Origin of the sequence: Bauldia litoralis (assembly GCF_900104485.1) — a bacterium.
GTDB lineage: Bacteria > Pseudomonadota > Alphaproteobacteria > Rhizobiales > Kaistiaceae > Bauldia > Bauldia litoralis.
Window position 1 is genome coordinate 264,109 of sequence record NZ_FMXQ01000004.1, and the last position, 14,708, is coordinate 278,816.

Annotated in this window: 9 protein-coding genes; 6 read left to right on the forward strand and 3 right to left on the reverse strand. The window is 66.3% G+C overall.

Annotation, left to right across the window (positions count from 1 at the left end):
- Positions 1-21: 21 nt before the first annotated feature.
- Positions 22-1,077, reverse strand: a complete 1,056-nt coding sequence (locus tag BLT60_RS11480; RefSeq protein ID WP_090876583.1) for a 2-oxoacid:ferredoxin oxidoreductase subunit beta — start codon at positions 1,075-1,077, stop codon at positions 22-24.
- A gap of 293 nt (positions 1,078-1,370) precedes the next feature.
- On the opposite strand from BLT60_RS11480, the gene BLT60_RS11485 reads away from it, so the two are divergent.
- Entirely contained in the window at positions 1,371-1,745 is a 375-nt protein-coding gene (locus tag BLT60_RS11485) for an endonuclease domain-containing protein (RefSeq protein ID WP_244521225.1), read from the forward strand.
- Between the two features lie 104 nt (positions 1,746-1,849).
- Here BLT60_RS11485 and BLT60_RS11490 read toward each other — a convergent pair whose 3' ends face one another.
- Both BLT60_RS11490 and BLT60_RS11495 read right to left on the reverse strand, forming a co-directional pair.
- Positions 1,850-3,700, reverse strand: a complete 1,851-nt coding sequence (locus BLT60_RS11490) for a 2-oxoacid:acceptor oxidoreductase subunit alpha (RefSeq protein WP_090876584.1) — start codon at positions 3,698-3,700, stop codon at positions 1,850-1,852.
- Complete coding sequence (locus tag BLT60_RS11495; protein ID WP_090876781.1) at positions 3,697-5,487, reverse strand: FAD-dependent oxidoreductase; 1,791 nt, start codon at positions 5,485-5,487, stop codon at positions 3,697-3,699. The genes BLT60_RS11490 and BLT60_RS11495 overlap by 4 nt, the downstream gene beginning before the upstream one ends.
- Before the next feature lie 358 nt (positions 5,488-5,845).
- Between BLT60_RS11495 and BLT60_RS11500 the strand changes: the two genes are divergently transcribed.
- From BLT60_RS11500 to BLT60_RS11520, 5 genes are all read left to right on the forward strand, one after another.
- Positions 5,846-7,042: an efflux RND transporter periplasmic adaptor subunit gene (locus BLT60_RS11500; RefSeq protein ID WP_139167807.1), complete on the forward strand. Its 1,197-nt coding sequence runs from the start codon at positions 5,846-5,848 to the stop codon at positions 7,040-7,042.
- Positions 7,043-7,052: 10 nt separating this feature from the next.
- Positions 7,053-10,232 carry an efflux RND transporter permease subunit gene (locus tag BLT60_RS11505; protein WP_090876782.1) on the forward strand — a complete coding sequence of 1,060 codons (3,180 nt, stop codon included), beginning with the start codon at positions 7,053-7,055 and terminating at the stop codon, positions 10,230-10,232.
- Positions 10,233-11,075: 843 nt separating this feature from the next.
- Positions 11,076-12,032 carry a sugar-binding protein gene (locus BLT60_RS11510; protein ID WP_090876586.1) on the forward strand — a complete coding sequence of 319 codons (957 nt, stop codon included), beginning with the start codon at positions 11,076-11,078 and terminating at the stop codon, positions 12,030-12,032.
- A gap of 78 nt (positions 12,033-12,110) precedes the next feature.
- A complete protein-coding gene (locus tag BLT60_RS11515; protein ID WP_090876587.1) occupies positions 12,111-13,673 on the forward strand; it encodes a sugar ABC transporter ATP-binding protein in 1,563 nt (520 codons plus the stop codon).
- On the forward strand, positions 13,667-14,707 hold the full coding sequence (locus tag BLT60_RS11520; RefSeq protein WP_090876588.1) for an ABC transporter permease: 1,041 nt from the start codon (positions 13,667-13,669) through the stop codon (positions 14,705-14,707). The genes BLT60_RS11515 and BLT60_RS11520 overlap by 7 nt, the downstream gene beginning before the upstream one ends.
- Position 14,708 lies beyond the last annotated feature (1 nt).

Here is a 14,708-nt window from a genome sequence, read left to right on the forward strand (position 1 = left end):
CGATCGCGGGATCCGTGCCGGTCAGCGCAAGCTCGCGTTGATCGCGGCGAGCGCGTTCGGGCCGGGGCAGAGGTCTTCCTCGCCGAGGCGGTTGAGCGGTGTGTCGACGGTGTTCATCCGGTCGTTGAGGTCGCCCGGCGCGTCGTCGATGTAGAGCAGGCCGGTGACGACCTCGCCCCTGGCCTGGTGGGTCTGGATATAGGACATCGCGGCGAGGCGGTCGGTCGGGTCGTAGTCCGCCTCGATCTTGCGGAGCTTCAGCACCGTGCCGTCATGCTGGGTGACGTCCTCGACCGAGCCGGGCTCGTAATCCGTGACGATCTCGTCGCGGCCCTCGATCCAGTCGATGGCGTTGACCGCGTCGTTATGCTCGCGGACATAGTCGAAGCTCTTGGTCGAGCCGGCGTGGTTGTTGAAGGCGACGCAGGGGCTGATGCAATCGATGAAGGCGACGCCGCGATGGCTGATCGCGGCCTTGATCAGCGGCACCAACTGCTTCTTGTCGCCGGAAAAGCCGCGGGCGACGAAGGTCGCGCCGAGCAGCAGCGCCATCGAGACGAGGTCGATCGGCTGGTCCTTGTTGCCGACGCCGCGCTTCGAGGTCGAGCCGGCGTCGGCGGTGGCCGAGAACTGGCCCTTGGTCAGTCCGTAGACGCCGTTGTTTTCGACGATATAGACCATCTTGACGCCGCGCCTGAGGCAATGGGCGAACTGGCCGAGGCCGATCGAGGCGGAATCGCCGTCGCCGGAAACGCCGAGATAGATCAGGTCGCGGTTGGCGAGGCTGGCGCCGGTCGCCACCGACGGCATGCGGCCATGGACGCTGTTGAAGCCGTGGCTCTGGCCGAGGAAATAGGTCGGCGTCTTCGACGAGCAGCCGATGCCCGACATCTTGGCGACCTTGTGCGGCGGCAGGTCGAGCTCGAAACAGGCCTGGACGATCGCCGCCGAAATCGAGTCATGGCCGCAGCCGGCGCACAGCGTCGACACCGGCCCCTCATAGTCGCGCCGGGTGAAGCCCAGCCGGTTCTTCGGCAGGTTCGGATGATGGAGCTTTGGCTTGACGAGGTAGGTCATGGGGTAGCCACGCGCGTGTCTGGCGGAGAGGGGTGTTTGTACCGGGGTGAGCGCACGACCGGACAGGCTTCGCCCCTCACCCGGATCGATGCGGATTGCATCCGCCTCGATCCGACCTCTCCCGATGGGAGAGGTGAAGTGGGCGTGGGTGTTGGCGTGGACGCTGCTGGAAGCGCGGATCGCGTGCGCTGGGTGAGCTTCGGGGTAGGGCCGACGCGGCGGCAGGAAGCTTGCTTCGGCCTTCGGTTTGCGTCACCTCTCCCATGGGGAGAGGTCGGGTCGAGGGCGGACGAATGTCCGTCGTCGAGCCGGGTGAGGGGATGAAGCGGGTTCAATTCGCGCGCCGACTGCGCCACGAGATGACCGACGCCGAACGGCGTCTCTGGTCGAAACTGCGGAACCGGAGTCTCGGAGGCTACAAGTTTCGCCGGCAGATGCCGATCGAGGGATTCATCGTCGACTTCGCCTGTGTCGAGGCGAAGCTGATTGTCGAACTCGATGGCGGCCAACACGACCTGGCGGCCGAGGCCGATCGCCGTCGCACGGAGGCAATCGGCACGGCCGGCTATCTCGTCCTGCGCTTCTGGAACCGCGACGTGCTGACTCGAATGGACGGGGTGCTTGAGGATATCCGTGCGGCGCTCGCCCTGAGGGCTCCGTCCGATTGACGCGGGTTCGCCCCTCACCCGGATCGATGCGGATTGCATCCGCCTCGATTCGACCTCTCCCAATGGGAGAGGTGAAGCGTCCGCGCTGGGCCCGGGCGAACCGCTCATGACGCCTGCTTCCTCAGCGGCGTCACCTTGAGCGCGGCGAGGTGTTCGCCGATGGCGCGGGTGATGAAGCGGGCGGTGATCGGGGTGCCGTCGTAGTGCAGGACGGGCACGAGGCGGGCCGGATCGACGTTGAGTTCGTTGATCAGCAGCGTCCGCAACTGGCCGTCGCGGTTCTGCTCGACGACGAAGACGAAATCATGCTCGGCGATGAAGTCTGAGACGCTTTCATGGAAGGGGAAGGCGCGCAGCCGCAGCATGTCGAGCGGATGGCCTTCGTCGGCGATCATCGCCATTGCCTCGTGCATCGCCGGCGTCGTCGAGCCGTAATAGATGACGCCGATCGGCGACGGCTCGTCGGCATTCTGGCGGACCGGGGCCGGGACGATCGAGCGGGCGGTCTCGAACTTGCGCAGGAGCCGCTGCATGTTCTCGACATAGTCCGCGCCCTCCTCGCTGTAGCGGGCATAGCGGGTCTTCGAGGTGCCGCGGGTGAAGAAGGCGCCGCGGCTCGGATGGGTGCCGGGATAGGTGCGCTGGGTGATGCCGTCGCCGTCGATGTCGAGATAGCGGCCGAATTCACGGCCGGATTCGAGTTCCTCGGCGGTGACCACCTTGCCGCGATCGTAGCGCCGGCCTTCCTCCCAGACCAGCGGTTCGCAGAGCCATTCGTTCATCCCCATGTCGAGGTCGAGCATGACGAAGATCGGCGTCTGCAGCCGGTCGGCGAGGTCGAAGGAGGTGGCGGCGAACTCGAAGCATTCGTGCGGGTCGGCCGGCAGCAGGAGGACATGCTTGGTGTCGCCATGCGAGGCATAGGCGCAGATCGTCAGGTCGGACTGCTGGGTGCGGGTCGGCATGCCGGTAGAGGGGCCGCCGCGCTGGACGTCGAAGATGACGGCCGGGATCTCGGCGAAATAGGCGAGGCCGATGAATTCCTGCATCAGCGAGATGCCGGGGCCGGCGGTGGCGGTGAAGGCGCGGGCGCCGTTCCACGCCGCACCGATCACCATGCCGATCGAGGCGAGTTCGTCCTCGGCCTGGACGATAGCGTAGCGCGCCTTGCCGGAGACCGGGTCGGTGCGGTGGCGCTTCGAATGCTTGCCGAAGGACTCGGCCAGCGAGGTCGAGGGCGTGATCGGATACCAGGCGGCGACGGTCGCGCCGCCATAGACGCAGCCGAGGCCGGCGGCGTCATTGCCCTCGATGAAGATGCGGTCGCCGACGGCGTCGGCCCGGTGGATCCGCAGGTCGATGCCCTTGCCGAATTCGGCGCGGACCGCGTCGCGGCCGAGCGCCAGCGCCTCGATATTGGGCGGGATCAGCTTGTCCTTGCCCTTGAACTGCTCGGCGATCAGCTTCTCGACCTCGGCCATCTCGATGCCGAGGAGTTCGGCCAGCGCGCCGACATAGATGATGTTCTTGAACAGCTGCCGCTGGCGCGGGTCCGAGTAGCGGGCATTGCAGATCGCTGTCAGCGGCAGGCCGAGGACGGTGATGTCCTCGCGGAATTTCGAGGCCGGCATCGGCTTGGTCGAATCGTAGAAGAGGTAGCCGCCCTCGTCGATCTCGGCGACGTCCTTGTCCCAGGTCTGCGGGTTCATCGCGACCATCAGGTCGACGCCGCCGCGCCGGCCGATATGGCCGGCCTCGGAGACCCGCACCTCGTACCAGGTCGGCAGGCCCTGGATGTTGGAGGGGAAGATGTTGCGCGAGGCGACCGGCACGCCCATCCGCAGGATCGAGCGGGCGAAGAGGCGGTTGGCGCTGGACGAGCCGGAGCCGTTGACGTTGGCGAATTTGACGACGAAGTCGTTGACCCGGATGTTGCGGGGTGTGTCGGCGTTCATTGCTGGTGTCCGGCTTCCCCCGCGGCGTGAGCCATGTCGATCAGGTACTTGCGCATGTCCCAGGCTCCCGTCGGACAGCGTTCGGCGCACAGCCCGCAATGCAGGCAGACGTCCTCGTCCTTGGCCATGATCCGGCCGGTCTTGAGCGGGGCGGAGACGTAGATCTCCTGGTCGAGATTGGTTGCCGGCGCGCTCAACCGCCGGCGCAGGTCCGCCTCGGGTCCGTTCTCGGTGAAGGTGATGCAGTCGGTCGGGCAGATGTCGACGCAGGCATCGCACTCGATGCACAGCGGTTCGGCGAAGACGGTCTGCACGTCGCAGTTCAGGCAGCGCTGGGTTTCCTCGTAGCCGACCGCCCGGTCAAAGCCGAGCTCGACCTCCGAGCGGATGTCGGCGAGCGCGATGACCTGGTCGCGCAGCGGCACCTTGCGCCGCTCCTCCAGCGAGATTTCGTTGTCGTAGCTCCACTCGTGGATGCCCATCTTCTGGCTGCCGATGGTCACCATCGGCGGCGGCCGGTCGGCGACGTCGCGGCCCTTGCAGAAATGGTCGATCGAGATGGCGGCCTGCTGGCCATGGGCGACGGCCCAGATGATGTTCTTCGGGCCGAAGGCGGCGTCGCCGCCGAAGAAGATGTTGGGGACGGTCGACTGGTGGGTGACCGGATCGACCACCGGCATGTCCCAGCGATCGAAGTCGAGGCCGATGTCGCGCTCGATCCAGGGGAAGCTGTTCTCCTGTCCGATCGCCACCAGCACGTCGTCGCATTCGAAGGTCTGGTCCGGCTCGCCGGTCGGCACCAGGCGACGGCGGCCGTCGTCGTCATATTGCGCGGCGACCTTCTCGAAGACCATGCCGGTGAGCTTGCCGTTGTCGTGAAGGAAGGCCTTCGGCACGAGGAAGTTGAGGATCGGGATGCCCTCGTGCATCGCGTCCTCCTTCTCCCACGGCGACGCCTTCATCTCGTCGAAGCCGGAGCGGACGATGACCTTGACGTCTTCGCCGCCCAGCCGGCGCGAGGTGCGGCAGCAGTCCATCGCCGTGTTGCCGCCGCCCAGCACGATGACGCGGCGGCCGATCCTGTCGGTATGCTCGAAGGAGACATTCGACAGCCAGTCGATGCCGATATGAATGTTGGCGGCTGCTTCGGCGCGGCCGGGAATGTCGATGTCGCGACCGCGCGGCGCGCCGGTGCCGACAAAGATCGCGTCATAGCCCTCGTCGATCACCGAACGCAGGCTGTCGATGCGCTGGCCGTAGCGGGTCTCGATGCCGCCGATATCGACGATGTAGCCGACCTCCTCGTCGATCACCGTCTCGGGCAGGCGGAAGCGGGGGATCTGGCTGCGGATCATCCCGCCGCCACGCGGTTCGGAATCGTAGATGACGAGCTGGTAGCCGAGCGGCGCCAGATCGCGGGCGACAGCGAGCGAGGCAGGGCCGGCCCCGATCAGGGCGATGCGCTTGCCGTTCGATGCCGGCGCGGTCGGAAGCCGGCCGCGGATGTCGTCCTTGTTGTCGGCGGCGACGCGCTTCAGCCGGCAGATCGCCACCGGCTCTTCCTCGACCCGGCCGCGACGGCAGGCCGGCTCGCAAGGGCGGTCGCAGGTCCGTCCCAGGATGCCGGGAAAGACATTCGACTGCCAGTTGACCATGTAGGCGTCGCTGTAGCGCTGCGCGGCGATCAGGCGGATGTATTCCGGGACGGGCGTATGGGCGGGACACGCCCATTGGCAGTCTACGACCTTGTGGAAATAGTCCGGATTGTCGATGTCGGTGGGGCTCATGCCCGGGGCGAGCGCCTGTTGCGCGTCGATATCGGCTGTGTCCGAAATCGACATCGTCAGTGCCCGTTTCGGGGCGAGGCCCCGTGTTGACGGTCCGGTTGTCCACCTGTTCGGCGGATCTTCAGGTTCTCTGTCACTCTCTTGCCTCTAACGGGCATTAAGAAAAGGCGTTTCCCCAAGAAGTTCTTCCAAACCTCCATGATGCAAATTGTTACAAACTCTTTCTTGCAAATAAAGAGGTTAGCGAAGATTCTGACATTGAAACTAACGTTTCCAGGTTAAGAATCAACGAGTGTGGCCGATTTATCGGCTCGATCCGGCAGCAGGGGGAGGCTGGCGGCTCCAAAGGCGAGTGCAGATGTCCGTTCTGAAACAGCTCCTTCTCTCCCTTGTCGTCATCGCTGTCGCCGCCGGCGGCTGGGCGTATTTCCAGCGGCCGGAGCTGATCTTCGGCGTCGACGCCTCGCAACAGGCGGCCGGCCCGACGGGCGGCGGACGGCCTTCGTTCGGCGGCGGACCGACCCTGGTTGTGACCGCGCCGGTCGAGATGGTCGAGACCGGCACCGACATCCGGGCGATCGGCACTGCCGCGGCGGCGCGCGAGGTGGTTGTCTATCCGCAGGTCACCGGGATCGTCACCGAGGTCGCCTTCACCCCCGGGACCGAGGTCAAGGCGGGCAGCACGCTGGTCGTGCTCGAGGATGCCGACCAGCAGATCGCGGTCGAACTCGCCACGCTTGCCCAGTCGTCCGCGCAGGAGGCGGTGGATCGCGCCGAACGCCTGTCGAAATCCGGCAATGTCACCGCCGTCACCCTGTCCGACGCGAAGACCGCGCTGCAGAAGGCGTCGATCGACCTGCGCAGCGCCGAAATCGAACTGGCCAAGCGGACGATCAAGGCGCCTTTCGACGGCGTCATCGGACTGGCCGACATCTCGATCGGCGACCTGGTCAATTCCTCGACGGCGATCGCGACAATCGCCGACATGTCGTCGGTGACGGTGTCCTTCGAGGTGCCGGAACGCGCCGTCGGCGAGGTGGCGATCGGACAGTCGGTCAGCGCGACGGTCGCGGCACTGCCCGGTGTGACGGTTTCCGGCGAGTTGAGCCGGATCGACAACCGGGTCGATCCGACCACCCGGACCCTGAAGGTCGAAGCGACGTTGCCGAACGACAGCGACGCCCTGCGGCCCGGCATGGCGATCAACATCGACTTCTCGATTCCCGGCACGGTGCGGCCGTCGGTTCCGTCGCTGGCCATCCAGTGGGACCGCGAAGGCTCCTTCGTCTGGGCACTCGACGGCGACAAGGTGCAGCGGGTGCCGGTCCAGGTCGTCGCCCGCCGAAGCGGCGCCGTCACAGTCGCCGGCGACCTGACCGAGGATACCAGCGTCGTGGTCGAGGGCGTCCTCAGCCTCCGCAAGGGGCAGACCGTCGAGCGGGCAGGCGCCAACGAGGCTTCGCCCGGGCCGGCTGGTGACGATGCGGCGCCGGAACCGACGGGCCGGCCGGAAGCGGCCGCCGGAGCGGCGGCGGCGGCCGAGCGCGGCAGCTAGGGAGGACGACATGGCCGAAACCGAAACCACGTCTTCGACCCGCGCCGCGGGCTTCGCATCGCTCTTCGTGCGCCGACCGGTGCTCGCCATCGTCCTCAACCTCCTGATCCTGGTGGCGGGCGGGGCCGCGATCCTCGGCGTCGAGGTGCGCGAATTGCCGAATATCGACCGGCCGGTGATCACCGTCCGTACCGACTATGACGGCGCCACGCCGGAGACGGTCGACAAGGAGATCACCGCTGTTGTCGAGGGCGCGGTCGCCCGGACTCCGGGCGTCGATTCCATCTCGTCGCGCAGCAGCGCCGGCGAAAGCCGCGTCACCATCGAATTCAGCGAGTCGACCGACCTGAATGTCGCGGCCAACGACCTTCGCGATGCGATCGGTGGCCTGCGCAGCCTGCCCGACGACGCCGACGCGCCGGTGGTCATCAAGGCCGATGCCGATTCCGACGCGATCATGCGCCTCTCGGCGACCTCGACCACGCGGCCGATCGACGAACTGACCCGCATCGTCAACGACATGGTCGTCGACCGGCTGGCCGCCATCGACGGCGTCGCGGACGTCACGATCTATGGCGACCGCGAACAGATGGTCCGGATCATCGTCGACCCCGACGCCATGGCGGCGCGTGGCCTCGCCGCCGGCGATCTGTTCTCCGCGCTTTCGAATGTCGCCCTCGACGCGCCGGCCGGCCGGGTTTCCGATGCGACCCAGACCCTTTTGGTGCGTGCCGATGCCAGCGCCAAGTCGGCCGAGGATATCGGCGCCGTCAGGATCAATCCGACGACCCGGGTGAGGGATGTGGCCGACGTCGTCTTCGGTCGCGCCGACGAATCCAGCACCATGCGCGTCAACGGCGTGACCGGCGTCGGCATGGCGCTGGTCCGCCAGGCATCCTCGAATACGCTGGAAATCTCGGCACGCGTCCATGAAGCTGTCGCCGACCTCCAGACCTCTTTGCCCGACGACGTCTCGCTGATCATCACCTCCGACGATGCGACCTTCATCAGCGGCGCCATCGACGAGGTGATCTTCACCTTGCTGCTCGCCACGGCGATCGTCGTCGGCGTCATCTTCGTCTTCCTTCGCTCGGTGCGCATCACCTTCATTCCGGCGATCACCGTTCCCATCGCGCTGATCGGCACCGTCGGCGCGATCTACCTTGCCGGCTTCTCGATCAATATCCTGACGCTGCTGGCGCTCGTCCTGGCGACCGGCATGGTGGTCGACGATGCGATCGTCGTGGTCGAGAACATATCCCGGCAGCGCCACCTCGGCCTTGGGCCGCGGGCGGCCGCCGTCGTCGGCACCAAGCAGGTGTTCTTCGCCGTCATCTCGACCACCGCGACGCTGGCCGCGGTGTTCATCCCGATCTCCTTCTTCCCCGGTACGGCGGGCAGGCTGTTTTCGGAATTCGGCTTCGTTCTCGCCTTCGCGGTGCTCTTGTCCTCCGTCGTCGCCCTGACGATCGTCCCGATGCTGGCGTCGCGCTGGATCGGCGAGGGGACGACCGAGAGCAGCAGCTTCCTCGGCCGCGGCATCTCGGCGATCGGCCGGGGCGCCGAGCGCCTCTATGCCCGGCTCTTGCGCGCCTGCCTTGCCGCGCCGATCGTCGTCGTCGTCGTCGCCGTGCTCTTCGCCGGCGCCGCCGGTGTCGCCTTCACCCAACTGCCCAACCAGCTGACGCCGATGGAGGATCGCGGCTTCATCCCGATCTCCATCCGCGCGCCGCAGGGCGCGACGGTCGAATACACGGCCGAGCAGGTTCACAAGGCCGAAGCGGTTCTGGCGCCGTTCATCGAAAGCGGCGAGGTGCAGAACATCTTCGCCCGGGCGCGGGGCTTTGGCGGCGGCGGCTTCATGTTCGTTTCCCTGGCGCCCTGGGACCAGCGGGAGCGCAGCCAGCAGGAGATCACCGCCGACCTCAACGCCCGGCTCGGCGCCATCCCCGGCATCCAGGTCTTCGCCTATACGCCGAACAGCCTCGGCATTCGCGGCGGCGGGCAGGGCCTGCGCTTCGCGGTCGCCGGCAACGACTATGACCAGATCGCCGCCGCGGCCGATGCGCTGCAGGTGGCGATGAGCGAGGATCCGGCCTTCAGCAATGTCAGGCTCGACTACGACACCACCCAGCCGCAGCTTTCGATCAACATCGACCGCGAGCGCGCCGCCGACCTCGGCATCTCGATCGAGAATATCTCGTCCTTCGTCCAGGCGCTGCTCGACGGGCGCGACCTCGGCAACTTCTATATCGGCGACGACCCGATCGAGATCCGCCTGCAGGCGCCGGAGGGGATGATCCAGGATCCCTCCGGGCTCGACCGCATCCAGCTACGCTCGTCGAGCGGCAGCATGGTGCCGCTGGCCTCGCTCGTCACTTTCGAGGAATCGGCCGTCGCGCCAAACCTCCAGCGCCAGGACCAGCGCCGCGCCGTGCCGATGACCGCGTCGCTGGCCGAGGGCGTCGACCTGCGCCAGGCGATGAGCGAGCTCGAGGCGATCGTCGAGACGGTCCTGCCGCCGGGCATGACCATCCTCTATTCCGGCGAGGCCAAGGAACTCGATCGCGCCTCTTCGGGCGTCATGCAGACCTTCCTCTTCGCGCTGGTCATCGTCCTCTTGGTGCTCGCCGCCCAGTTCGAGAGCTTCGTCAGCGCGCTGATCCTGGTGGCGACGGTGCCCTTCGGGCTGGCTGCCGCCGTCTTCGCGATGCTGCTGACCGGCGGATCGCTGAACATCTACAGCCAGATCGGGCTGGTGCTGCTGGTCGGGCTGATGTCGAAGAACGGCATCCTGATCGTCGAATTCGCCAACCAGCTCCGCGACCAGGGCCAGTCGGTCCGCGACGCGATCTACAACGCCTCGCTGATCCGGCTGCGGCCGGTGGTGATGACGATGATCTCGACGGTGCTGAGCGGGCTGCCGCTGATCCTCACCTCGGGCGCCGGCTCCGAAGCCCGCGAGGCGCTCGGCTGGATCATCGTCGGCGGCCTCGGCTTCGCGACGCTGGCGACCCTGTTCCTGACGCCGGTGGTCTTCTGCCTGCTGGCCGGCTTTTCCAAGCCCCGGGTGACGGAGGAACAGCGTCTCGAGCGCGAGTTGCGCGCGGCGGAGGGCATTCCGCTCGGCATGACCCCGACGCCGGAGGAACTGGGCGAAGCCGAACCGGCGCGCGTGCCCGCCGAATAGGACGGCGACGCTTCGGCCGTGCCGGTCGAGCCGGATCGATGGTGGAATTGCGCACGGGACGGGTGAGGCGGCGGGGAGAGACCGAGCCGGCGCTGAACGCTGCTTCGACCGATGCAGGGTCGGTGCCGACGCCCGAAAAAATCACGAACGCACGGCACCGCCAGACAATTACGGCCTAGGCGCAGGCCTCTCCCCTTAAGACCATGACCGGCCCGCTTGCTTCGCGGGCGGATGATCCGCCTGTGTCTGCCGCCTCCCATGGCTGTCGATTATTTCGACTGAATCCGGCGGCCTGCCAACCATGCCCAATGACTTCGCTGGCAGTGGTCATATCTAAGCGTGAATCGATCGGACTTTTCAACACTTTGAATCGCATTTCGCCGAATCGCCCGGGGAGTCGGGCGTTCGGCGGGCGCCCGTCGGCGGATTCCGCGCTGCACCCTGCGCGTAGCTGCGGGGTCATGATCGCCCCAGTGGCAATTCATAGGATGAAAGCGTATAGTTGGCGCTGGCGGTCACGGGCGGCGGACGGGGAGGCTATGCCCCTGTCTGGAAGAATCGCCAGGCCTTCGCCCAAACGCTGTTGCGCTGTTTCCGCGGTTTCGATAGTTTACTAATAGTATGTGCAATTGTATTGACGGGTGGCCTCAAGCCAGTCTTTGCAACGCCAGAGGAGGATTGCGAGGCGGCAGGCGCGACCGATGAAGCGTCGCAAGTAGCTGCCCGACAAGGGGTTTGCCAGCGTCACCGACCGCGGGAGCGGAGGAAGCGCCGGCAATCGGGGCGTGCCTGCAGGGGCACGCTCGCCAACCAGAACGAAACGTCAATCGGGAGGAAACATCGATGAAGCGTATGATGATTACGGGCCTCGCGGCCGCGTTGACGCTGGCAGCGTCCACCGCCGCGTTCGCCCAGGACAAGAAGACCATTGCCTTCGTCGTCAATGGTCCGTCGGACTTCTGGAAGATCATGGAAGCGGCCGTCGCCAGGGCCCAGACGGAACTGCCGGACTTCGACCTGCAGTTCCGGTATCCGGAGCGCGCCGACGCGGCCGTCCAGCGCCGCATGATGGACGATCTCGTCGCCGCCGGCATTGACGCGATCGCCGTCTCGGTGGTCGATCCGCCGACCTCGACCGACGCGATCAACACCGTCGCCGCCGAGATCCCCTTCTTCACCTTCGATTCGGACGCGACCCAGTCCGACCGCATCGCCTATATCGGCTCGTCGAATACCCAGCTCGGCAAGATGGCTGGTGAACTGATGAAGACGGCGATGGAAGGCAAGGACGGCAAGTGCATGGGCTTCGTCGGCCTGCCCGGCGCCGACAACGCCAAGGAGCGCATCAATGGCTACAACGAGGCCGTCGCCGGTACGGGGCTCGAACTGATCGACGTCCGCGGCGACGACATCGACCAGACCCGCGCCCGCGCCAATGTCGACGATGTGCTCGTCGCCAACCCCGAGGTCAACTGCATGGTCGGCTTCTACTCGTACAACCCGCCGCGGATGTACGAGGCGCTGCGTGACGCCGGCAAGCTCGGCGAAGTCACGGTCGTCGCCTTTGACGAGGACCCGATCACGCTCGGTGCCGTTGCCGAAGGCTCCTTCGCCGGCACGGTCGTGCAGCAGCCCTACGAATGGGGCTACCAGGGCGCCCACCTGATCGCCGACTTCCTGAACGGCGACAAGTCGAAGATTCCGGCTGACGGGATCATGATCATCGAGGGCCTGACCCTGACCCAGGACAACGTCAAGCAGTTCGAGGAAGACTTCAAGAAGAAGCTTTCCGGCGGCTGATACGGTCCCGATGCCCGCAGCCGGTCCGCCGGCTGCGGGCATTCATGCTATACCGGCCTCCGTGAGACTCCTGGTGCAATGACCACGTCCGCAACTGCCGCCGTCGAGGCCTCGGCTCCGGCCGAGCCGTTCCTCGACCTGTCGGGGCTGCGCAAGACCTATCCCGGCGTCGTCGCGCTGGCCGATTTCGGCATGACGGTCAGGCCCGGCGAGGTCATCGGCCTGGTCGGGGAAAACGGCGCCGGCAAGTCGACCCTGATGAAGATTCTCGGCGGGGTGATCGAACCGGACCAGGGCTCCATTGTCATCGACGGGGAGGCGCATCCGTCGCTCACGGTCGCCCAGTCGATGGCCGCCGGCATCGCCTTCGTCCACCAGGAACTCAACCTGTTCGACAATCTCAGCGTCGCGGCCAACGTCTATATCGGCCGCGAGCCAAGGAAATACGGCTTTCTGCAGCTGGTCGACAACGACCGGCTCGAAAAGTTGGTCCAGCCGCTGCTCGACCAGCTCGGCGCGACCTTCTCGCCGGCGACGCCGGTATCGCGCCTGTCGCTCGCCGAACAGCAGATCGTCGAGATCGCCAAGGCGCTGAGCCTCGACTCGCGCCTTGTCATCCTCGACGAGCCGACCTCGAGCCTGCCGATCGCCGAGACCGAAAAGCTGCTCGACGTCATCGCCGGCCTCAAGGCGCACGACATCTCCGTCATCTTCATCTCGCACCGGCTGCATGAGGTGGTCCAGGCGTCGGATCGCGTGCTGGTGCTGCGCGACGGCAACCTGGTCGGCGAGCTCGGGGACGACGATATCAATCATGACGCGATGGTCCGGCTGATGGTCGGGCGCGATCTCAAGGTCGATTACGTCCCGCCGGCCAGGACCAGCGGGGAGGTGGTGCTGTCGATCAAGGCGGTGCGGACCTCGACCTATCCGAACCGCGAGATCAGCCTCGACCTGCGGGCCGGCGAGATCCTCGGGCTGGCCGGGCTTGTCGGCGCCGGCCGCACGGAACTCGCCCGCGTGCTCTTCGGCATCGATCGCCCGGCCGGGGGACGCCTCGAACTCAACGGCGAGGAGGCGCATTTCGCCACCGCCTCCGACGCGGTCGCCGCCGGGGTCTTCCTGGTGCCGGAGGACCGCAAGGGCGCCGGCCTGCTGCTCGACTTCGCCATCGCACAGAACATTTCACTGCCGAACCTATCCGCCTATGCGCGCCGGCGATGGGTGTCGCGGGAGGCCGAGATCGCCCAGGCCGAGCGCAGCCGCACGCATCTCGACATCCGCGCGCCCGACGTCAGGCAGCGCACTTCAGCGCTATCCGGCGGCAACCAGCAGAAGGTGGTGCTGGCCAAGTGGCTGGCCATGGAGCCGAAGGCCATCATTCTCGACGAGCCGACCCGCGGCATCGACATCGGCGCCAAGTCCGAGATCTACCGCCTGATGCGAGGACTGGCGGATTCCGGCGTCGCGGTGCTGATGATCTCGTCGGACATGGAAGAGGTGATCGGCGTCTCCGACCGCGTCGCGGTCATGCACGAGGGGCACATCCAGGGCACGCTGGATCGCGACCAGTGCAGCGAAGAGAACATACTGCAACTGGCTGTCGGCCGGTCGATCCAGGAACGGGGCAGGGGATGCTGAAGAAAGACCTTGGGCTGCTGACACTGATCATCGTCGTGGGGGCGGTGGTCGCGATCATCAATCCGCGGTTCCTCTCGCCGATCAATATCGCCAACACCGCCAACCTGGTCGGCCTGTTCGGCATATTCGCCATCGGCCAGGGCTTCGTGATCATTACCGGGGGCATCGACCTTTCGGTCGGGTCGATCATCGCGCTGCTGGGCGTCGTGTTTGTCGACCTGATCGCCAACCATGGCGTGCCCTGGCCATTCGCGGTGCTGGTCGTCCTGGCGCTCGGCATGGTGATGGGAACGGTGCATGGACTGCTGATCACCAAGCTGAAGCTTCAGCCGTTCGTCGTCACCTTGTGCGGCCTTCTGATCTATCGCGGCATCGCGCGCTTCTACACGAAGGATGCGACCGCAGGCTTTCCATTCGGCGTGAGCTTTCCCGACCTTGAATGGATCACCACTGGGCGCACCGACATTGTCGCGGTTCTGACCGGTGACACGATGCACTCCATTCCCATCCCGCACGCGTTCTTCATCATGCTGGTGATCGCGGTGATCATGTGGATCGTGCTGCACCGCTCCGTCTTCGGCCGATATCTCTACGCAGTCGGCAAGAACGAGGAGGCGGCGCGCTACTCGGGCATCCGCACGTCGCGCGTGATAGTGGCAGCGTACGTGATTTCCGCGACGCTGGCGGCGCTCTCGGCGGTGTTCTTCGCCATGTATACCCGCTCGATCCTGCCTTCGGGCCACGGCAATTTCTACGAGCTCTACGCCATCGCCGCGGCGGTGCTCGGCGGCTTCTCGCTGCGCGGCGGCGAGGGCTCGATCGTCGGCGTCGTCCTCGGCGCCATCCTGCTCCAGGTCCTGCAGAACCTCGTCAACCTGCTCGGCATTCCCTCGTCGCTGAACTTCGCGGTGATGGGCTCGGTGATCCTGATCGGCGTCATCGCCGACCAGCAGTTCCTCCTCTACCGGGAGCGCAACGCCAGGAAGCGCGGCCGGCAACGCGCCGCCGGGCCGGCCGCCGCGGCGGCCGAATAGC

Excerpts from the sequence above, each read along its gene's own strand:
- BLT60_RS11480 (WP_090876583.1), bottom strand. The coding sequence starts at position 1,077 with ATGACCTACCTCGTCAAGCCAAAGCTCCATCATCCGAACCTGCCGAAG.
- BLT60_RS11485 (WP_244521225.1), top strand. The coding sequence starts at position 1,371 with ATGTCCGTCGTCGAGCCGGGTGAGGGGATGAAGCGGGTTCAATTCGCG.
- BLT60_RS11490 (WP_090876584.1), bottom strand. The coding sequence starts at position 3,700 with ATGAACGCCGACACACCCCGCAACATCCGGGTCAACGACTTCGTCGTC.
- BLT60_RS11495 (WP_090876781.1), bottom strand. The coding sequence starts at position 5,487 with ATGAGCCCCACCGACATCGACAATCCGGACTATTTCCACAAGGTCGTA.
- BLT60_RS11500 (WP_139167807.1), top strand. The coding sequence starts at position 5,846 with ATGTCCGTTCTGAAACAGCTCCTTCTCTCCCTTGTCGTCATCGCTGTC.
- BLT60_RS11505 (WP_090876782.1), top strand. The coding sequence starts at position 7,053 with ATGGCCGAAACCGAAACCACGTCTTCGACCCGCGCCGCGGGCTTCGCA.
- BLT60_RS11510 (WP_090876586.1), top strand. The coding sequence starts at position 11,076 with ATGAAGCGTATGATGATTACGGGCCTCGCGGCCGCGTTGACGCTGGCA.
- BLT60_RS11515 (WP_090876587.1), top strand. The coding sequence starts at position 12,111 with ATGACCACGTCCGCAACTGCCGCCGTCGAGGCCTCGGCTCCGGCCGAG.
- BLT60_RS11520 (WP_090876588.1), top strand. The coding sequence starts at position 13,667 with ATGCTGAAGAAAGACCTTGGGCTGCTGACACTGATCATCGTCGTGGGG.